Source organism: Bacillus sp. FSL K6-0042, assembly GCF_038006685.1.
Classification (GTDB): Bacteria; Bacillota; Bacilli; order Bacillales; family Bacillaceae_G; genus Bacillus_A; species Bacillus_A pseudomycoides.
Genome location: NZ_JBBOVS010000001.1, coordinates 3,355,605 through 3,376,811, shown reverse-complemented (window position 1 = coordinate 3,376,811; position 21,207 = coordinate 3,355,605). Strand labels below are relative to the sequence as shown.

At 39.3% G+C, this 21,207-nt stretch carries 21 protein-coding genes; 1 reads left to right on the top strand and 20 read right to left on the bottom strand.

All coding sequences use genetic code 11. The annotated features are described in order from the left end of the window. Positions 1-191 precede the first annotated feature (191 nt). From MHH45_RS17285 to spo0F, 14 genes are all read right to left on the bottom strand, one after another. Entirely contained in the window at positions 192-467 is a 276-nt protein-coding gene (locus MHH45_RS17285) for a DUF3935 domain-containing protein (protein WP_016112691.1), read from the bottom strand. 245 nt (positions 468-712) lie between these two features. After that, positions 713-1,261 (bottom strand): manganese efflux pump MntP, encoded by a 549-nt coding sequence (locus tag MHH45_RS17280; RefSeq protein WP_016112692.1) that lies wholly within the window; start codon positions 1,259-1,261, stop codon positions 713-715. 540 nt (positions 1,262-1,801) lie between these two features. Next, the gene (locus tag MHH45_RS17275; RefSeq protein WP_016112693.1) at positions 1,802-2,845 is read right to left on the bottom strand and encodes an L-threonylcarbamoyladenylate synthase; all 1,044 of its coding nucleotides are present in this window, start codon (positions 2,843-2,845) and stop codon (positions 1,802-1,804) included. 107 nt (positions 2,846-2,952) lie between these two features. Then, positions 2,953-3,411, bottom strand: a complete 459-nt coding sequence (locus tag MHH45_RS17270) for a mechanosensitive ion channel protein (RefSeq protein ID WP_088093740.1) — start codon at positions 3,409-3,411, stop codon at positions 2,953-2,955. A 50-nt stretch (positions 3,412-3,461) separates the two neighbouring features. Continuing rightward, a complete protein-coding gene (gene spoIIR, locus MHH45_RS17265) occupies positions 3,462-4,337 on the bottom strand; it encodes a stage II sporulation protein R (protein ID WP_088093739.1) in 876 nt (291 codons plus the stop codon). A 309-nt stretch (positions 4,338-4,646) separates the two neighbouring features. Further along, positions 4,647-5,498 (bottom strand): peptide chain release factor N(5)-glutamine methyltransferase, encoded by an 852-nt coding sequence (prmC, locus tag MHH45_RS17260; protein ID WP_088093738.1) that lies wholly within the window; start codon positions 5,496-5,498, stop codon positions 4,647-4,649. Continuing rightward, complete coding sequence (gene prfA, locus MHH45_RS17255; RefSeq protein ID WP_140385967.1) at positions 5,498-6,565, bottom strand: peptide chain release factor 1; 1,068 nt, start codon at positions 6,563-6,565, stop codon at positions 5,498-5,500. The genes prmC and prfA overlap by 1 nt, the downstream gene beginning before the upstream one ends. A 149-nt stretch (positions 6,566-6,714) precedes the next feature. Then, on the bottom strand, positions 6,715-7,299 hold the full coding sequence (locus MHH45_RS17250; protein WP_016112698.1) for a thymidine kinase: 585 nt from the start codon (positions 7,297-7,299) through the stop codon (positions 6,715-6,717). Positions 7,300-7,408: 109 nt separating this feature from the next. Further along, on the bottom strand, positions 7,409-7,654 hold the full coding sequence (locus MHH45_RS17245; RefSeq protein WP_000643435.1) for a type B 50S ribosomal protein L31: 246 nt from the start codon (positions 7,652-7,654) through the stop codon (positions 7,409-7,411). 384 nt (positions 7,655-8,038) lie between these two features. Beyond that, entirely contained in the window at positions 8,039-9,310 is a 1,272-nt protein-coding gene (rho, locus tag MHH45_RS17240; protein ID WP_003202242.1) for a transcription termination factor Rho, read from the bottom strand. 217 nt (positions 9,311-9,527) lie between these two features. Continuing rightward, positions 9,528-10,493 (bottom strand): class II fructose-bisphosphatase, encoded by a 966-nt coding sequence (gene glpX, locus MHH45_RS17235; protein ID WP_003209232.1) that lies wholly within the window; start codon positions 10,491-10,493, stop codon positions 9,528-9,530. A gap of 188 nt (positions 10,494-10,681) precedes the next feature. After that, positions 10,682-11,971 carry a UDP-N-acetylglucosamine 1-carboxyvinyltransferase gene (murA, locus tag MHH45_RS17230; RefSeq protein ID WP_016112699.1) on the bottom strand — a complete coding sequence of 430 codons (1,290 nt, stop codon included), beginning with the start codon at positions 11,969-11,971 and terminating at the stop codon, positions 10,682-10,684. A 388-nt stretch (positions 11,972-12,359) separates the two neighbouring features. After that, a complete protein-coding gene (locus MHH45_RS17225; protein WP_016112700.1) occupies positions 12,360-13,217 on the bottom strand; it encodes a class II fructose-bisphosphate aldolase in 858 nt (285 codons plus the stop codon). A gap of 209 nt (positions 13,218-13,426) precedes the next feature. After that, positions 13,427-13,795 (bottom strand): sporulation initiation phosphotransferase Spo0F, encoded by a 369-nt coding sequence (spo0F, locus tag MHH45_RS17220; protein ID WP_016112701.1) that lies wholly within the window; start codon positions 13,793-13,795, stop codon positions 13,427-13,429. 204 nt (positions 13,796-13,999) lie between these two features. On the opposite strand from spo0F, the gene MHH45_RS17215 reads away from it, so the two are divergent. Next, positions 14,000-14,527, top strand: a complete 528-nt coding sequence (locus MHH45_RS17215; protein ID WP_016112702.1) for a DUF2529 domain-containing protein — start codon at positions 14,000-14,002, stop codon at positions 14,525-14,527. A gap of 35 nt (positions 14,528-14,562) precedes the next feature. On the opposite strand, the gene pyrG is transcribed toward MHH45_RS17215, so the two are convergent. The 6 genes from pyrG to MHH45_RS17185 form a co-directional block, all read right to left on the bottom strand. Further along, entirely contained in the window at positions 14,563-16,170 is a 1,608-nt protein-coding gene (gene pyrG / locus MHH45_RS17210) for a CTP synthase (protein ID WP_016112703.1), read from the bottom strand. Positions 16,171-16,427: 257 nt separating this feature from the next. Then, positions 16,428-16,943 (bottom strand): DNA-directed RNA polymerase subunit delta, encoded by a 516-nt coding sequence (rpoE, locus tag MHH45_RS17205; RefSeq protein WP_016112704.1) that lies wholly within the window; start codon positions 16,941-16,943, stop codon positions 16,428-16,430. A gap of 327 nt (positions 16,944-17,270) precedes the next feature. Beyond that, positions 17,271-17,900 carry a TetR/AcrR family transcriptional regulator gene (locus MHH45_RS17200; RefSeq protein ID WP_088093736.1) on the bottom strand — a complete coding sequence of 210 codons (630 nt, stop codon included), beginning with the start codon at positions 17,898-17,900 and terminating at the stop codon, positions 17,271-17,273. Between the two features lie 63 nt (positions 17,901-17,963). Next, complete coding sequence (gene acdA / locus MHH45_RS17195; protein ID WP_003202333.1) at positions 17,964-19,103, bottom strand: acyl-CoA dehydrogenase AcdA; 1,140 nt, start codon at positions 19,101-19,103, stop codon at positions 17,964-17,966. Positions 19,104-19,130: 27 nt separating this feature from the next. After that, complete coding sequence (locus MHH45_RS17190; protein WP_016112707.1) at positions 19,131-20,261, bottom strand: acyl-CoA dehydrogenase; 1,131 nt, start codon at positions 20,259-20,261, stop codon at positions 19,131-19,133. Positions 20,262-20,350: 89 nt separating this feature from the next. Then, a complete protein-coding gene (locus MHH45_RS17185; protein WP_006096674.1) occupies positions 20,351-21,202 on the bottom strand; it encodes a 3-hydroxybutyryl-CoA dehydrogenase in 852 nt (283 codons plus the stop codon). Between the last annotated feature and the right edge of the window lie 5 nt (positions 21,203-21,207).

Below are 21,207 nucleotides of genomic sequence, written 5' to 3'. Positions count from 1 at the left end.
AACTAAAAGCGGAAGCGGCTCGTTCAGAATGGGAGGAGGATGGAGCTTCTGACGTAGAGGCGCTCTTTGCCTTGCAGGAAGATGCGAAGCCACCGACCATTCTTGCCGCTGGAGCTGGATATATTCAAAAGCGAAAGCGGCTCGTTCATTCCACAACAAAAAATCCCCCGCCATTATAAGCGGGGGATTTTTTATATTTCCTCACGCTTTTCTTCTAGCGTAGGCGCCTTTTCCTTCTTCGTCTTTCCAAGTTTCACAACAAAGAAATATAAAGAGAGCAATGTAATAAGAAAAACGATAAAAAATGGATACGGTGAATAAAACATACGAGCCGCCTCTGTTTTTCCCTCAATAAATTTTAAAGAACTTATATCTAAAAACTCAGCAAACATTTGTACACCGAGCATACTAAACCAAAATACGAAAAAGCTAATAATAATACCAAAAATTTGTTTTACTCTTGTCACTTGTACCATCCCTTCTATGTATAAGAGTTAGAGTTGTTTTTAGTACGACAAGCAATGATAGAAACAGTAAGGTTGTACAGGAAAGAGTCTTCCGTTACCATTCTCGAATTAACTTCAGCCAGTCAAGTACCGCTATTTGTAAAATAATTCTCCAAACAATAAGCCGGCGTAACCATCTTAGAAAAAACATTAAAAACCGAATATATCATTTCTCCAGCCTTCCATTTCCTTACATGATAACAAGATTATATCGAAAAGAGCAGGCTGAGTCCAAACCCGACAAGAATGATACCACCGAGTACTTCACCATATGTACCGAGCATATGCTTTGCATGTCTTCCAATAAGTAAACCACCCCACGCTAATATCATACTGACTAATCCAAACAGCAATATTGTTACAACCATTTGTGCTCCGTAAATCCCGAGGCTGAGCCCAACTGAAAAGCTATCTATACTTACACTAAATGCAAATACCAATAAGCTAATTCCTACCGGAGCAGACCTAGTTTCTTCGCTTTCTAAGATGGAAGAGTACACAATATAAAATCCTAATCCAATTAACAGAATAGCCCCAGCAACAGTCGCAATATGCCCAAATTTCTCTGATAAAAAACGACCTAGTATCATACCGAGAAACGGCATAACAATATGAAATAGTCCTATTGTCATACCGATATAAATGATTTGTCGCATTCTGAGCGTTACCATACCCATGCCGAGGCTTACAGAAAATGCATCCATCCCTAAGGCAAATGCCATTATAATCAAAGGTACTAGTTGTTCAACCGTCATCCATGTCCCTCCTCGGACTTGCTACTTCACAATATGCTCATCCGAGGAGAAATAGAATCTACGAAATTTTTCTATATAAAATGAAACTTTAATCAGTGGGGGTTTTCTTCATCCCCGACTGATTATTAGCCCCACTAATCGGGCTTTTACAGGATACATCCATTTCAATTATCCAACATTCACATTAGGGCCATGAAAACAAAAGGTAACCCACACTCGTTTTCTCCTTCTGGTTTCACTCGGCATGGGGCCAAAAAAATCACTGACCGCTTCTATGCATGAACGGATCCTCTCTTCCAACTTAAAAAATGGAATACCTCGTTTTTCAATTTGTATTTACACAAACTAAAACCTTCACCGCCTACTCCCATTTTCATTATCCAACACTCACATTAGGGCCATGAAAACAAAAGGTAACCCACACTCGTTCTCTCCTTCTGGTTTCACTCGGCATGGGGCCAAAAAAGTCACTGACCGCTTCTATGCATGAGCGGATCCTCTCTTCCACCCTAAAAAATAGGCTTTAATTTTTCAACTCGCCTACTCTTCAATAATAATATGATGCCCTGCCGCTTTCGTTAAACGGTTCATGATCGCATTTCCAATTCCTTCATTCGGAAATGATTCGCTAAAAATCACATCTACTTTGCTGGCATCAAATGTTCTCAGTACATCGTATAATTTAGTTGCAACGCTTGCTAAATCACTTCGCACTCCGCAAGACAATACAACATCCGCTTTATATTCATGTTGATATTCTTCTGTCGTTAATACACCTACCGTATACCCTTCGTCTTTCTTCTGATCTACAAGCTGTTGAATAAAATCACGAGACCCTTCAACAATACTAAGTGGTGCTTTCGGTGCATAATGTGTATATTTCATCCCTGGTGCCTTCGGTTTTTCTTTCTCATCTTTTAGCGCAGGATCTAACGAAACAGTTCCGATCACTTCTTCCAGCTGTTCCTTCGTAATCCCACCTGGACGTAAAATCGTCGGTACTTCACTTGTACAATCAATTACCGTTGATTCAACCCCAACGCCAGTCGCACCACCATCAACAATACCAGCAATCTTTCCATTTAAATCTTCATATACGTGAGATGCTAGTGTTGGACTCGGACGCCCAGAACGATTGGCACTGGGTGCTGCAACAGGTACATTCGCCTCTTCAATAAGAGCTAGCGCCACTGGATGATCCGGCATTCTAACTCCAACTGTATCTAAACCAGCCGTAACCTTTTCAGAAATCCCCTCTTTTTTCGGTAAAATAATTGTTAATGGTCCCGGCCAAAAGTGCTTCATTAAGACTTCTGCAACCTCTGGTATTTCTCTAACAATTCCTTTTAACTGCGATTTAGAACCAATATGGACAATCAGCGGATTATCACTCGGTCTGCCTTTCGCTTCAAAAATTTTCGCAATTGCTTCATCATTCATCGCATTTGCTCCTAGCCCGTATACCGTCTCTGTCGGAAAAGCAATCGCTTCATTTTCCCTTAGTAATTTTGCCGCTTTTTGTAATTGTGGATAATCTTTTTTTATTTCCACAACATTATCCACAGTCCACATATTTGTATGCATTTTTTCCCACGTCCTTTTTTCCCATGAAATACTTGTTATATTTAGTTTACTATGAGATTTATCCAAAAGACAAACAAGGTTTATCCACAAAATGTGGATAAACCTGATTAATCAGTGGATAACTTTGTGAATAGCTGACAATTTAGTATTATTACATTCTGCTGTTTTATATTTTCACAAAAATGTTCTAACTGCTGAATACCCTCTGGAACTTTATGTTTTTCCACAGTTATAAAGTTGAAAAACTGAAAGATCGTCACAGATTGTGGATGATTTGTGAGTAAATATACTTGCCCGATACTTTTCTCTTTCATATACTGCAAAAACATTTCAAAAAAATATAAGAAAGTCTTGTTATCCACAATGGGTGTGAACAAACAAGAACGAATGAGTGCATTTTCTCCTTTTTGTTCATAACCAATTACAGCTTGTATCTCTCCGTCATCTTCCAATATCATAAATTGCTCGTATAACTCATTTATTTTATCATCTTTTTTATTAGCTTGTCCGAAAAAAGAATGTAATCTCTCAACATCAGCGCTTGTAGCAAAATAAGTCTTTTTCACAACAAATCCCCCCTCATTTCTATATATGAGAAAGGATTCCAAAATAGTACTTATTTAGAAAATAACGATGTGAATGCTTCTACAATAAATAATTTCACTTTCGGTTTTTCCTCTTGCTCTTCTGTTTCTACTGTTTCAATTGTTTGTTTTTGTTTCTTCTCCAGAGGTTTTTCTATTTTTTCCACAAGTTGTTTTTCTTCCTGTTTTACGCTTTTTTCTTGTGCAATCTTTTCATTTGTTTCTTTCACAGTAGTTTGTACTTTTGAAACAACCTCTTTTTTCGATGTTTCTTGTCCCTTTTTTTGTTTCAACAGAACATCTTGATTTTGTTTTTCCGATACCTCTTCTTTTTCTTCCTGTATTTTTACTGGCTGTTCTTCCCCATCCATTGATTCTGCTTTTACAACATGCTCTTCTTTTTTTACAGCCGATCCACTAGAGAAATCTAGAAAACACATTGGTGGGAATAACACGCACCACCAATTTGCCCCTTCACCTTTTCCAATTGAAATGAGTACTGCTTCATATTCCCCTGCTGGATAAGTAAAATTCCCATATACTTTTGTAGGAAATTTAATGTTTTTGCCAAATGTAACTTGAAATGATTCTTTACTTCCTTCGCGTTTTAACGTACTAGCAACCGTTTTTTCAATTTCTGGGATGTGACTCTGAATAACGCGACGTGCGTCTTCAAACGATTTCAAATCTGCTACCCAACCATCAATTTGCGTTTTTACTTCATCGCGCACTTTACGTTTTAGCGCCTGATCTTCCTTCGAATCGCTATTTGCTAAAATACGTAATCGAACAGCTTCTTTCGGAATAACAGTTTTTCCCTTCGCATCAACTTTCATATATCCAAACTGCACAAGTAACTGTGCACCAATTAATAATAAAAGAAAATAGGCAATCGCTTGTTTTTTCATCTCCTACACCGTCCCTTCTGTAAACAGTGTAGACACTCTTACCTCTTTCTAAACTATTAAATTCTAAATCTATAGAAAAACTTTCGAGTGTATGTAAATACAAATTGAAAAAAACGATTTAAAACCTTTCTTTTTGGATGGAAGAGAGCATCTAGCCATGCATAGATGCGGTCAGGGTCTTTTTTCGCCCCATGCTACGTGAAAACAGAAGGAGAAAACGGCAGGTCACCTTTTATTTTTCATAGTCGCGACTTATATGTTGAAAAGGTAAAATGGATTTATATAGAAAAATGGAGTAAGGTTCTATCCTTACTCCATTCCCGCAAATACCATACGATCTTTTCCGTTAATATCAAATACAACTTCTACATGGGCATGCGGAAATGTCTGCTGCAATAACCTTTTAACATCTTCACCTTGCCCTATGCCTACTTCAAAAGCAACAATTGCTTTTCTTTGCAAGACGTTTGGCAACTCTTCCATAAAACGGCGATAAAAATCAAGCCCATCTTCCCCGCCAACAAGCGCACGCTTCGGTTCATGCTCTTTCACAACCGGAGAAAGACCTCTCCAGTCTTCTTCTGGAATATATGGGGGATTTGAAACAACAACATCTAATTTTTGCCCCGTTTCATAAAACGGTGATAATAAATCACCATGATAGAACGTTACATTTGCACCTAATGCTTTTGCATTTCCCTTCGCAACTTCAATAGATTCCTGTGCGATATCTACTGTATACATATGAAGATTTTGATTTTCTAAAGCGAGCGTAATTGAAATTGCTCCACTTCCCGTACCAATATCAGCTATATGCAGTTCCTGCTTACCAAACATACGCTGGATTCTATCTAATACACCTACTATAAGCTCTTCTGTTTCTGGTCTTGGTATTAATACTTCTTCATTTACGAAAAACGAACGACCATAAAACATTTCATATCCCATCATATATTGAATAGGAATCCCACCTACATGTTTGTGGATAAAGCTCGTAAACGTCTTCTGTTGTTCCTCAGACATTTCTTCACGCATGTTCATCATTAAGCCTGTTCGATTCGTCTTTAATACATGACAAAGGACAATTTCTCCCGCATTTTCATCTCGCCCATTTTCTTGTAAAAAAGAAGAAGCCCATTTCAGGGCTTCATAGACACGCATTACTCAGCTGCCTCCATCTTTTGCGCCTGATCTTCCATCACTAAGGCATTGATGAAATCATCTAACTTACCTTGTAAGATTTGATCTAGCTTCTGAATCGTTAAACCGATTCGATGGTCTGTAACACGGTTTTGCGGGAAGTTATACGTACGAATACGCTCTGAACGGTCTCCCGTACCAACAGCTTGTTTACGGTTTTGATCGTACTCAGCTTGCGCTTCTTGTCTAAATTTATCATAAACACGTGCACGTAATACTTTCATTGCTTTTTCTTTGTTCTTAATTTGCGACTTTTCATCCTGACAAGATACAACTACACCAGTCGGTAAATGCGTTAAACGTACCGCTGACATCGTTGTATTAACACTTTGTCCACCAGGACCACTAGAAGCAAATGTATCAACACGAACATCTTTTTCATGAATATCGATTTCTACTTCTTCTGCTTCCGGTAATACAGCTACAGTTGCTGTAGAAGTATGGATACGTCCTCCAGATTCTGTTTCCGGAACACGTTGCACACGGTGTGCACCATTTTCAAACTTCAACTTTGCGAAAGCGCCTTTACCGTTGATCATAAAGATAATCTCTTTATATCCACCTAACTCTGTATAACTCGCTTCGATAATTTCAGTTTTCCAACCTTGTACCTCAGCATAACGGCTATACATACGGTATAAATCACCAGCAAATAAAGCAGCCTCATCGCCACCAGCAGCACCACGAACCTCCACAATAACGTTTTTATCATCATTCGGGTCCTTTGGAACAAGTAAAATTTTCAGACGCTCTGATAATCCCTTCTCTTGTCCCTCTAAATCAGAAACTTCTTCCTTTACCATTTCACGCATGTCAGCATCTAACTTTTCTTCTAACATTGCCTTCGCATCTCTTAATTGCTCACGAACATCTTTATACTCACGGTACACCTCTACCTTTTCTTGAATATCAGATTGTTCCTTTGAATATTCACGAAGTTTATTCGAATCACTAATAATCTCTGGATCACTTAACAGCTCGTTTAACTTCTCATAACGATCTTCTACAGCTTGCAAACGATCTAACACATCATTCACCTCAACATCCTAGTCTTTAATACAAATAGTATATGGTACTTAATCAAAAAAACGCAAATTATTATTTTAAAAGTGCAGGCAGTCCGCCCCACTCTTCATCTATTTTCGAAAAAAACCCGCCCTATTGTAGCGAGTTTTACTTATTTTTGTTTTGTAGGTACTGCATGACAATGACGACAACGCGGCTCATATGACTCCGAAGCCCCGACTAAAATAATTGGATCATCGAATGCAGCTGGTTCTCCATCAATTAAACGTTGTGTACGGCTTGCTGGAGATCCGCATACAGAACAAACTGCTTGCAATTTTGTTACATGTTCAGCAATTGCCATCAGCTGAGGAACTTGTCCAAATGGTAGACCACGGAAATCTTGGTCTAAACCGGCTACAATGACACGATAGCCACGGTTTGCCAATATTTGCACCACTTCCACAATGTCCCCATCAAAGAATTGCACCTCATCAATTGCAATAACGTCCATTTCTTCTGTTATATGATTAAATATATCTTTTGAAGCTGAAACAGGAACTGCTTTTACCTTTAATCCATTATGTGATACAACATCTTCTTCACTATAACGGTTATCAATACATGGTTTAAATACAATTGCATGTTGCTTTGCAAATTGTGTACGGCGCACGCGGCGGATGAGCTCTTCTGATTTTCCAGAAAACATACTTCCGCAAATCACTTCAATCCAACCGTTTTGATTTATTAAGTACATGGAGCTCTCCTTTCATCTACTTTTTTATCCAAAGTAGGGTAAAGGTTTAATATTTTCGCAAAAAAAACAGACAAGCGAATAGATACACTTGCCTGTTTTATGTTTTTTATTACTTAATACCGTATTTCTTGTTGAAGCGGTCAACACGTCCGTCTGCAGTAGCAAACTTCTGACGTCCAGTGTAGAATGGGTGAGAATCAGAACTGATCTCAACTTTTAGTAATGGATAAGTGTTTCCATCTTCCCACTCAACCGTTTCGCTAGATCCTTTAGTAGATCCGCTTAAGAATTTGAAGCCTGTGTTTGTGTCCATGAATACAACTTTCTTGTAATCCGGATGAATTCCTGCTTTCATTCTTTTCATCTCCTTCCGCCCTGAATCATTTTCGAAACAGAGTTTTTCATCTTTAGCTGCGAATACAACTATAATGATGAAACACATATGATGAAATTATAACAAGGCTAACTTCATTTTGCAACTACCTGTTTTTGTCTTTTATAAATTAAAAGTGGAAGCGGCTCATTCCGAATGGGTGGAGGGTGGAGGATGGAGCTTCTGACGTAGAGGCGCCTTTTGCCTCGTAGGAAGACGCGAAGCCACCGACCATTCTTGCCGCTGGAACTGGATATACCTAAAAGCGGAGACGGCTCATTCAACTCTAACCAGCTAAACTTCTCCACAAAAAGACATGAAAAAACTCGCTTAGCATAAAAATAAGCGAGTCATCACCGTTTCCCTTTACTTCGTTGTTACATATCTTTTGGAATCTGCAACAATGTTTTGTAAAAATTCTTCATTTGTTTTCATTTGACGCATCTTACGTAAGAAACTTTCAACAAAGTCTGGTGTATCACGCATTGTTTTACGAATGCCCCATAGCTTGTCTAAATGTTCTTTCGGAATTAATAGATCTTCTTTACGCGTACCAGAACGGCGAATATCAATCGCTGGGAAGATACGACGCTCAGCTAACGAGCGATCCAAATGAAGTTCCATATTACCTGTTCCTTTAAACTCTTCGTAAATAACATCATCCATACGAGACCCTGTATCCACAAGTGCTGTTGCTAAAATCGTTAAGCTACCGCCCTCTTCAATGTTACGAGCTGCCCCGAAAAATCGTTTTGGTCTATGGAACGCAGCTGGGTCAATACCACCCGATAATGTACGTCCACTTGGTGGAATAACAAGGTTGTAAGCACGTGCTAAACGGGTAATGCTATCCATTAAAATGATAACGTCTTTTTTATGTTCTACAAGACGCATCGCACGTTCTAATACAAGCTCAGCCACCTTAATGTGGTTTTCCGGTACTTCATCGAACGTAGAACTTACAACATCACCTTTAACAGAACGTTCAATATCCGTTACTTCCTCTGGACGTTCGTCAATTAAAAGTACGATTAATTCTGCTTCTGGATGATTTGTTGTGACACTATGAGCAATTTCTTTTAATAGTATCGTTTTACCAGCCTTTGGAGGCGCGACAATTAAACCACGTTGTCCAAATCCAACTGGTGCAATTAAATCCATGATGCGTGTTGATAGTTTCTTCGGCTCCGTCTCCAATTTCATTTGACGATTTGGATATAACGGTGTTAATGCAGGGAAATGCACACGCTCTTTTGCTGATTCTGGATCATCACCATTTACTGCTTCTACTTGTAGCAATCCAAAATAGCGTTCGTTTTCTTTCGGCGGGCGTACTTTACCAGAAACCTTATCTCCATTACGCAAATCAAAACGACGAATTTGCGAAGCTGAAATATAAATATCTTCTGAGCTTGGAGAATAGTTGATTGGACGTAGGAACCCAAATCCTTCTGATTGAATAATTTCGAGTACACCTTCCATGAAGAAGAAACCTTCTTTTTCTGCACGAGCCTTTAATATAGCAAAAATTAACTCTTTCTTTGTTAATTTGCTGTAATACGAAATCTTAAATTCTTTCGCATGCTCATATAACTCTTTTAATTTCATGTTTTCTAATGCTGCAATTGACAAATTCATTCAGACACCACACTTTGACATTATTCTCTTTTCACATGGGTAAAGGGAAAATATACGGAAGGCAAATACATAATAATGAAAGGCAATAAGTTCAAGTAGGGTAATATTCACTATTGTAACCCTTTTATCCAGTTTTAATCAATACGTTGTAACACAAATACAAGAAGCGAAGACAAGAAAATTTGTCTCCGCTTTTTATATTGCTTCTGTTTTCTCTTTATTTAATTACTAAATTTGGTTTTTTATTTAAGCTATGGCGTCCGTCAACGAAACGAACTGTTCCGGATTTTGCACGCATAACAAGGGATTCTGTTGTACCAACACTGCCTTTAAATTGAACACCACGTAGTAATTCACCATCTGTTACGCCTGTTGCTGCAAAGATTGCGTCGTCACCTTTCACTAAGTCTTCCATACGAAGGATACGATTTATATCTTCAATGCCCATTTTTTTACAACGAGCTAATTCTGCTTCATTTTGAGGAAGAAGCTTCCCGTGAATTTCCCCGCCCAAACATTTTAATGCAACTGCTGCAAGAACGCCTTCAGGTGCACCACCAGAACCGAATAAAATATCAACACCTGTACGATCAAATGCTGTATTAATTGCTCCAGCTACATCGCCATCATTAATCAATTTAATACGAGCGCCAGCTTTGCGAATTTCTTCAATAATCGCTTGGTGACGCGGACGGTTTAGAACTGTTGCTACAACATCTTCAATATCTTTATTTTTCGCTTTTGCAACAGCGCGTAAGTTATCAATAATAGGTGCGTCAATATCAACTGCACCAACTGCTTCTGGTCCAACTGCAATTTTATCCATGTACATGTCAGGAGCATGTAACAAATTACCGTGATCCGCAATCGCAATAACAGCAAGTGCATTCCAGCCTCCAGCTGCTACGATATTTGTTCCTTCTAACGGATCAACTGCAACATCGACGCGCGGTCCGTATCCTGTACCTAATTTTTCCCCGATGTATAGCATTGGCGCTTCATCCATTTCCCCTTCACCAATTACAACTGTACCTTTCATCGGAATTGTATCGAACACATCGCGCATTGCTGATGTTGCTGCACCGTCTGCTTCATCTTTTTTTCCGCGTCCCATCCAACGCGCTGATGATAATGCTGCAGCCTCTGTTACACGTACTAACTCCATAGATAAACTTCTTTCCACAATAATCCCTCTCCTTTAAGTCTTAATATTTATGCCGTATTTTGTGAACCGGTTCCTTCTATAAAGTGTAGCTTCCGTCAGCAGTAATTCTTCTTCCCCCATTAACGGAAGCACCACCACTTCATCTTCATTTTGCAATAATCAGCAAAACTCCATATCAAGAGTACATTGCCAACAATCATTGCAAATTATGCATTTTTCATTTCTTCAATCTCTTGCCGCGACATTTGTTCTCGCCAAATGTTTGCACCAAGACCTTTAAGCTTGTCTACTATATTTTCATAACCTCGGTCAATATGTTCAAGCCCTGTCACTTCTGTAATCCCTTCAGCCATTAATCCTGCAATTACAAGTGCAGCACCTGCTCGTAAATCGCTCGCTTTTACCTTTGCTCCTTGCAAAGCAACAGGTCCTGTCACAATAGCAGAACGGCCTTCTACCTTAATTTGTGCATTCATCCGGCGCAATTCATCAATATGTTTAAAACGAGCACCGTAAATCGTATCCGTTACAACTCCCGTTCCATGCGCCTTTGTTAAAAGAGTTGTAAAAGGTTGCTGTAAATCGGTCGGAAATCCTGGATACACAAGTGTTTTTACATCAACAATCTTTAACTTACGATCCCCATTTACCGTAATTTGATCATCGTTCGTCTCAACTTGTACACCAGCTTCTCGTAATTTTGCAGTGATTGACTCTAAATGTTGCGGGATTACATTATCAACTGTTACTTCTCCACCAGACGCCGCTCCTAAAATCATGTACGTACCCGCTTCAATTCGGTCTGGAATAATAGAATGGTGACAGCCATGCAGAGAATTCACACCATCAATACGAATCACATCTGTACCAGCACCTTTAATTCGTGCCCCCATACTTGTTAGTAATGTTGCTACATCAATAATTTCTGGTTCTTTCGCAGCGTTTTCAATCACCGTTCTACCTTTTGCACGCACAGCCGCTAGCATAATGTTAATCGTTGCTCCTACACTAACAACATCTAAATAAATACGAGCTCCTCGTAATTCATCCGCTCTTAAATAGATTGCACCTTGCTCATTTGTCACATGTGCACCTAATGCTTCAAATCCTTTAATGTGCTGATCAATTGGTCTTGGCCCTAAGTGACATCCACCAGGAAGCCCAATTACAGCTTTGTTAAAGCGGCCAAGCATAGCGCCCATCAAGTAATAAGAAGCACGTAATTTTTTTACCTTCCCGTTTGGCAAGGGCATAGCAACCATTTTGGAAGGATCAACTGTCATCTCTTCCTCCTGATTGTACGTTACAACTCCTCCAATTTCCTCTAATAGGTCTCCTAACATCTTCACATCTGAAATGTTAGGTACACCACCGATGGTCACTGGAGTATCAGCTAAAATGGTCGCTGGAATTAGGGCAACAGCACTGTTCTTTGCACCGCTCACGCGAATTGATCCGTTTAAAGGTCGTCCACCTTCAATCAGCAACTTTTCCATGTTGAGCTCCCTTCTTATGAATGTATTTATTTTCCTTAAGAATCTCATTTGTTCAGCATACTATCAAGAAAAACAAAAGAGTCAATCATTTTTGACTTTTCTCTTTCCTCAACTTAACAAGCAGTAAGCCCTCACCTTAAAATAGGTAGGCTTTAGGCGAGTAGATGAAGACTAACTGCCCGTCAAGCTATACTCGTCAATTCATCTTAGATACATGATAACGTTTATTAATAGAATCATTCACACCATTTTCCATTTTCACATTTCCTTACAGTTCATGTGAATAAATTGGCAATTCATTTAATCTTAAGACTTGTTCACGCTTTCATTATACAACGAAAGGAAACCGTCTAAAAGACTAGACGGTTTCCAAAACGGAATTTTATTCTTACGCTTTACCGTTAGAACCGAATTCACGAATTTTACCAATAACAGTTGCTTTGATAGCTTCGCGGCCAGGTCCGATAAATTTACGAGGATCGTAAGCTTCTAGGTCTTTGTTTAATACTTCGCGAACAGCTTTTGTAAACTCGATTTGGTTCTCAGTGTTTACGTTGATTTTTGAAGTACCTAAAGAAATAGATTTTACGATATCAGCAGTTGGGATACCAGTACCACCGTGAAGTACTAAAGGTACACCAGTAGCGTCACGAACTTCTTCCATTTCTTTGAATCCTAAGTTAGGCTCACCTTTGTAAGGACCATGTACAGAACCTAAAGCTGGAGCTAGGCAGTCGATACCAGTTGCTTCAACTAGGTGCTTACATTCTGCAGGATCAGCGTAGATAACGCCTTCAGCGATTACATCGTCTTCTTGTCCGCCAACTGTACCAAGCTCAGCTTCTACAGATACGTTACGAGCATGTGCGTATTCTACTACTTTTTTAGTAGTTTCAACGTTTTCTTCGAATGGGTGGTGAGAAGCATCGATCATTACAGATGTGAAACCTGCATCGATTGCTTCTTTACATTTTTCGAAGCTTGAACCATGGTCAAGGTGAATCGCTACAGGAACAGTGATGTTCATTTCTTCGATTAAAGCTTTAACCATAGCTACAACTGTTTTGAAACCAGTCATATGACGAGCTGCACCCTCAGATACACCTAAGATTACAGGAGATTTTTCTTCTTCCGCAGCAGCTAAGATAGCTTGAGTCCACTCTAAGTTGTTCATGTTGAATTGACCAACTGCGTATTTTCCTTCTAGTGCTGTGTTTAGCATTTCTTTCATGGAAACTAAAGGCATGGTAAATCCTCCTAAAAACGTTTTTTGTATCCGATAAATTCTTATCGCTGGTAGTATGACCAGAATAAGGTAAAATATGTATATTTATATACCGGACTTTTTTCTACACTCAATAGGATAACAACTTGTACTCAAAAACTCAACTGTATTCACCTGCTCATCAGTCCATGTAAACGCTTTTTTTCATATTTTTTATAAAAAATTCATTTTTAAGCCTCTACAGTGATTTCATTTCGTACCGCTTGGCGAATCTCATCAATATCAAACGGCTTAGCAAAGTGCATTAAAGCTCCTAAATCTTTCGCTTCTTGGATCATATCCAGCTCTCCATAAGCAGTCATTAAAATAACTTTAATATCTTCATTAATTTCTTTTACATGTTTTAAAATCTCTATACCATCCATACCTGGAATTTTCATATCTAAAATAACTAAATCTGGATTATCCTTTTTCACGATATCTAAAGCTTGAAATCCATTTGCTGCCTGGAACGTTTGATAACCTTCTTTTTGGAACACTTCATGCAACAACACACGAATGCCGTATTGATCATCAACGATTAAAATTTTCCCTTCCATAATCCCCAACCTTTCTGTATAAATACAAGATTAAAAGCTTCTTATATCTTACTCGATTTATTTTCGCTATTCTTTACCAAATTCCTTCCCATTCTTTCTTATTTTACCGCCTACTATTTTGTTATGCTACCTCTATTACTTCGCCTTTCTAAAAAAATAAGCTATAATGAAAGCCGCCTTAACACAATCGAAAGGAGTAATACAATGTTAAAAATTTTTTCTACTCAGCTGAGCGGCTATTTCACAAAGATTTCTCAAAAAGAAGAGATGAATATAGAAGATAGTGCCCGTCTACTTGCACAAGCGTTAGTTGGTGATGGCATCGTTTATTTACACGGTACAAACGAAATGGAAGGCGTTGTTTCGGAAGCATTGCACGGCGCAGAGCCACTAAAACAAGCAAAGCGCTTACTCGAAAATGGTAACCAAGCAGAGGTTACATCCGCAGACCGCGTACTTCTTATCAGTCGTTTTTCAACAGATAAAAACATCATTTCATTAGCGAAACAACTACAAGAAGAAGGACACCCCATTGTTGGTATTTCAGCTATCCAAAATGGCGAATCCTCACTAGAGCAGTTCACAGATGTACATATTGATACAAAATTGCTAAAAGGTTTAATCCCGGATGATGAAGGCAACCGTTACGGGTTCCCAAGTTTAATCTTATCTCTATTTGCTTATCACGGATTAAAATTTACAATTGATGAAATGATAAACGAATATGAGTAAAAGAAAAAGGCGTCCGAATTTGGACGCCTTTTTTATTACTTGCTTTCTTTATTCGTAATAGAAGCTTTTACGAAATCATGGAACAATTGTTGTGGACGGTTTGGACGAGATACAAGTTCTGGGTGGAACTGTGCTGCCACGAACCACGGATGATCTTGTAATTCAATGATCTCTACTAAACGACCATCTGGGCTTGTGCCAGAGAAAATAAATCCAGCGCCTTCCATGTCTTTACGGAATTCGTTGTTGAACTCATAACGATGACGATGACGCTCGTATACAACTGGTTCATTATACGCATTGTAAGCATTTGTTTCTGGAGTAAGCTTACATGGGTATAGACCAAGACGAAGTGTGCCACCTAAGTCTTCTACATCTTTTTGTTCTGGTAATAAGTCAATAATTGCATAAGGCGTGTCAGGATTAATTTCAGAAGAGTTAGCCCCTTCTAATCCTAATACGTTACGTGCAAATTCGATTGATGCAAGTTGCATTCCTAAGCAAATTCCTAAGAATGGAACTTTATTTTCACGTGCATATTGAATTGCAGCGATCTTCCCTTCTACACCACGATCGCCGAAGCCACCTGGTACAAGGATACCGTCTGTGTCGCCAACTAATTCTTTTACGTTTTCTGCTGTTACGTGCTCAGCATTTACCCATTTCACTTCTACATCTGTATCAAATGAATATCCTGCATGGCGAAGTGCTTCTACAACAGAAATGTATGCATCTTGAAGTTCTACATATTTACCAACAAGAGCGATTTTTGTTTTCTTAGATAGGTTACGTACTTTTTCAACTAATGCAGTCCACTCTGTCATATCTGCAGCTGGATTGTCTAGTTTTAAGTGATCGCAAACGATTTGGTCCATATTTTGCTCTTGAAGCGATAATGGAACCGCATATAACGTATCTGCATCGCGCGCTTCAATAACTGCTTTTGTATCGATGTCACAGAATAATGCTAGCTTATCTTTCATATCTTGAGAAACAGGCAATTCTGTACGAACAACGATAATATTTGGCTGAATACCTAAGCTACGAAGTTCTTTAACGCTATGTTGCGTTGGTTTTGTTTTCATTTCACCCGCTGCTTTTAAGTACGGGATTAATGTACAGTGAATGTACATTACGTTGTCACGACCAATATCGCTCTTAATTTGGCGAATTGCTTCTAGGAATGGTAGAGACTCGATGTCACCAACAGTTCCCCCGATTTCTGTAATAACAACGTCCGCATTTGTTTCGCGGCCTGAACGATATACACGCTCTTTAATTTCATTTGTAATGTGAGGAATAACTTGAACTGTTCCTCCTAAATATTCACCACGACGCTCTTTTTGAAGAACAGAAGAGTAAATTTTACCTGTTGTTACGTTGCTGTATTTGTTTAAGTTAATGTCAATGAAACGCTCATAGTGACCAAGGTCTAAGTCTGTTTCTGCGCCATCATCTGTTACGAATACCTCACCGTGTTGGTATGGGCTCATTGTCCCTGGGTCTACGTTAATGTATGGGTCAAACTTTTGGATTGTTACGTTTAAACCACGATTTTTTAAAAGTCTTCCAAGAGATGCTGCTGTAATCCCTTTCCCTAAAGAAGATACTACACCGCCTGTTACGAAAATATACTTAGTCATAAAAGTACTCCCTTCTACTTTGTTGTTATATAATCACCGTTGCAAAGCGCAACGTATGTAGATAACACCGTATCTATCTTATTGTTAGACTCTTTTTATTTTCTAAACAAAAAACAAAAAAGAAAATTGCTCCCCTCATCACAAAAAGTAATAAGTAGGGAGCAATTTTCTTTTATATTTAAACTTTAAAAGTATTATCGTCCTGTTTTAAAGAGCCCAAAAATGATTCTACATGGACGATAATGAAAAGTCAAGAACTACAGTTCTTCCTCTTCTTCTTCTGTTTCATCATACTCGAGTTCTTCGTCAGCGAATTCTTCCTCTTCATCATCTTCATCTAAATCATCAAGATCATCGTCTTCGTCAAGAACCTTGTCCAAATCTTCTACATCATCTTCTTCGTCGTCACCGTCGAAGTCGTCTTCGTCTTCTGCAATGTAGTCATCAAAATCTTCTTCCTCTTCAACCTTACGTTTTTTCTTAGGCTTTGGTTGAGGTAAGATTTCTTCATCGATTTGCTCGTATGGGTACCAACTACGTAGTCCCCAACGGTTTTCCCCTAAATTGATGAAACGTCCATCAATATTTAAATCTGTATAGAATTGTGCGATCTTCGCAGCAACTTGTTCTTGAGTTAGTCCCAGCACTTGAGCGATTTCTCGAACTAAATCATGGAATGACGTTGCCTGTCTTTTATCCTCTAAAACACTATGTACAACTTCAATCATGGATAATTCTTTTAGCTCTTCTGGTGAATATTTCTTAAAATCCACTTATGCGGCACTTCCTTTCTTAAAATATAATCCTATATATAACGGCCTGTTTAAAAAAATCCATACTATTCATTATAAACAAAACTCCAACAAATATGCTACAAAAAAAACGGGAAACTTTCACGAGCAATCGATAAAAGTGATTACAGACCATTATTTACAAGATTAACCTGTAGGGACTATATAAAGCGCGGCTATGAATACAAAAGCGGATTTCCTCTCATTTTCTCCTTCTGGTTTCACTCGGAATGGAGCTAAAAAAGGCACTGGTCGCTTCTATGCATGGCTAGATGCTCTCTCCCGCCTAAAAGAGGGGGGTATATCGTTTTATTTCGGAAGCATATGCGCCCCATGTAATATATACCTAATCTGCATTTCTGTATATTCCTCTAACGTATAAAGTTTTTGCAGGGCCCAGCGTCTAAATCCCCACATTTGTCCTTGAATGAAAATATTATGAGCCAGCAGTTGAATTTCCTTTTTCGTTAATGTAAATGTGCCGTTTTCCGTGCACTGTTCTAAAATATTTTCAAACATTCCCACCATTTGAAACTCTTTTTCTAGCACATATGGTAGAGACTCTTTCGGTAAAAAACGAACTTCTTGATACATAATTAATACTTCTTCTTGCAACTCATCCATTACTTTAAAATAATTCGTAATGGCTACCCTTAAACTTTCAACGCTTCCTTTTTCCGTGCAGACCACTTCTTCTAATCGTTCTTTTACATGTTCGTAAATGCTATCGCATACTAAATACAATACGTCATCTTTCGTACGGATATATTCATAAAGTGTCCCAATACTAAATCCGGCTGCTTTTGCAATTTCCCTCGTCGTTGTCCGAGGAAATCCCTTTTGCTTAAAAAGCTGCACCGCTCCTTTAATCATCTGCTCGCGCCTTAGTGCAACCAATTTCTCATCCTTTACAGACGCATGCACATTGTGCTTAACCATCCTCTTCACCTCTCTCTACCATTTGGAAGGAAAAAGCGTAGGAAAATACCTACGCTTTTTCTCTTATTTCGTTAACATGCGAGAAATTACAAGCCTTTGAATCTCTTGTGTTCCCTCATAAATTTGCGTAATCTTTGCATCACGCATGAACCGTTCTACTGGGTAATCTTTCGTATAACCGTAACCACCAAATACTTGCACTGCTTCAGTCGTTACTTTCATCGCTGTATCCCCAGCAAACACCTTCGACATCGCTGATTCTTTTCCGTACGGAAGTCCTTCTGATTCTAGCCAAGCAGCTTGGTATGTTAATAGGCGTGCTGCCTCTACACTTGTCGCCATATCTGCTAATTTAAAACCAATTCCTTGCTGCGCAGCAATTGGCTTTCCAAACTGATGCCTTTCTCTTGCATACTCCACAGAAGCATCTAAAGCTCCTTGCGCAATACCAACAGCTTGCGCCGCAATACCGTTACGACCACCGTCTAGCGTCTGCATTGCAATTTTGAACCCTTGTCCTTCTTCGCCAAGTAAATTTTCAGCAGGAATACGGCAGTCTTCAAACATGATTTCTGTTGTTGGTGAAGAGCGGATCCCAAGCTTGCTCTCTTTCTTACCAACTGAAAACCCTAGCGCATCGCTTTCTACAATGAATGCACTTGTGCCGCGCTGCTTTGATTCTGGATCAGTCAATGCAAAGACAACGTAAATATCGGCAATGCCGCCATTTGTAATAAAAATCTTAGAACCATTTAAAATGTAATGATCGCCATCTCGCTTCGCTGTCGTTCTCATTCCGCCTGCATCTGAACCAGAACCTGGCTCTGTTAAACCGTATGCACCAATTTTCTTCCCTTCCGCCATCGGGCGTAAAAACTTTTGTTTTTGTTCCTCTGTTCCAAATTTAAAAATGGGCCAACCAGCAAGCGAAGTATGAGCAGATAACGTGACACCTGTCGAAGCGCAAACACGAGATAACTCTTCTACAGCAATCACATACGCTAAGTAATCGCTTCCAATTCCGCCGTATTCTTCAGGCCATGGAATTCCTGTTAAACCAAGGTCCGCCATTTGGTCAAATAAAGCGCGGTCAAATCGTTCTTCTTCATCTCGCTCCGCTGCTGTCGGCGCCACTTCATTTCTCGCAAAATCTCGAACCATTTTTCGTATCATTTCATGCTCTTCCGATAATTTAAAATCCATGTTCCTTCCCCCCACTCTCTCTTCTCTTTATAACGCTCGGCTAATAACAAGCCGCTGTATTTCACTCGTTCCTTCATAAATCTCACAAATTTTTGCATCACGGAAAAATCGCTCAACTGGATAATCTTTCGTATAGCCGTAACCGCCAAATACTTGTACCGCTTCAATTGCGACATCCACCGCTGTTTTCGAAGCAAATAGCTTTGCGATAGATGCTTCCTTCCCGCAAGGAAGTCCCTGTGCCCTAAGCGATGCCGCTCTATATACAAGTAACCTCGAAGCTTCTACGCTCGTAGCCATATCTGCCAGCTTAAAGCCCAGTCCTTGCTGCGCGGCAATTGGCTTTCCAAATTGCTGACGCTCCTTCGCATAATCCACTGCACATGCTAGCGCTGCCTCGGCGATGCCAAGTGCCTGTGCTCCAATACCAATGCGACCGACATCTAAATTCGCCATCGCTACTTTAAAACCTTGTCCTTCTTCACCAAGCAAGTTTTCTACTGGTACTTTCATATCTTCAAATGTTAATTGCACTGTACGAGAACCAAGCAGTCCCATCTTATGTTCGTCTTTTCCAACGATTAAGCCTGGTGTATCTTTCTCTACAATAAACGCAGAAATTCCGCTCTTCCCTGCATCTGGATTCGTAGAAGCAAACACGATATATGTATCCGCCTCGCCACCGTTTGTAATAAATACTTTTGAACCGTTAATGACATAGTGATCACCTTGCTTTACGGCTCTTGATTTTAAGCTACCTGCATCTGATCCCGCATTTGGCTCAGTTAAAGCAAATGCACCTAAATATTCACCCGTCGCTAGTTTAGAAACATATTTTTGCTTTTGTTCTTCTGTTCCAAAATATAAAATTGGGTTTGTTCCAACCGATGTGTGTACCGCCAAAATAACACCAATTGTCGCGCTCACCTTTGATAATTCCTCAATAGCTAAAATGTAAGAAATGAAATCCATTTCCGCACCGCCATATTTTGCTGGTGCTGGAATCCCCATAAGTCCAAGCTCACCCATTTTCTTCAAAATCTCTCTAGGAAACACCCCTTGTTCCATCTCTGGAACAAAGGGAGCGATTTCCTTTTGTGCAAAATCTCGAACCATTTTCCTCATCATCTGCTGCTCTTCTGTAAAACGAAAATTCATATGCCCCGCCCCCATTTGCGATATATCTTTTTTCAACCACCTGGTAAGACCACTACTTTGTAAAAAAGAGGGAGACCTACCCTTGCTTTCTATTCGTATACGTAGAAACCACGACCTGTTTTTCGACCTAACCAACCAGCATTCACATATTTACGTAATAACGGACATGGGCGATACTTACTATCTCCTAGTCCTTCATGCAGAACCTCCATAATGTACAAACACGTATCTAGACCAATAAAATCTGCTAATGTTAATGGCCCCATTGGATGATTCATACCGAGCTTCATCACTTCATCAATTGCTTCTTTTGTTGCGACGCCTTCATATAGCGTATAAATCGCTTCATTAATCATCGGTAATAAAATACGGTTGGAAACAAATCCAGGGAAATCATTTACTTCAACTGGTACTTTTCCGATTTTCTTTGTAATGTCTTCGATTGTTTCGTATACTGCATCATCTGTTGCAAGACCCCGAATGATTTCAACAAGCTTCATAACCGGAACTGGATTCATAAAGTGCATCCCAATTACTTTCTCTGGTCTTTTCGTTACCGCTGCAATTTCTGTAATTGGTAAAGACGATGTATTTGTCGCCAAAATCGCATGTTCTGGTGCAATTTCATCTAAATTCGCGAAAATTTTCTTTTTAATATCCATTTTCTCAACGGCTGCCTCAATAACAAGATCTGCTTCTTTTACACAATTTAATTCAAGCGTCGCTGTAAGACGATTTAAAGTTGCTTCCTTTGACTCTTCATCCATGCGTCCTTTTTCTACTTGGCGTGCTAAGTTTTTTGTAATAATGGATAATCCCCGATCTAATTGCTCTTGTTTCAAATCCTGCATATATACGTCATATCCTGCCATCGCACATACTTGTGCAATACCTGAACCCATTTGCCCCGCACCGATTACAACAATTTTTTGTACACTCATTTTTT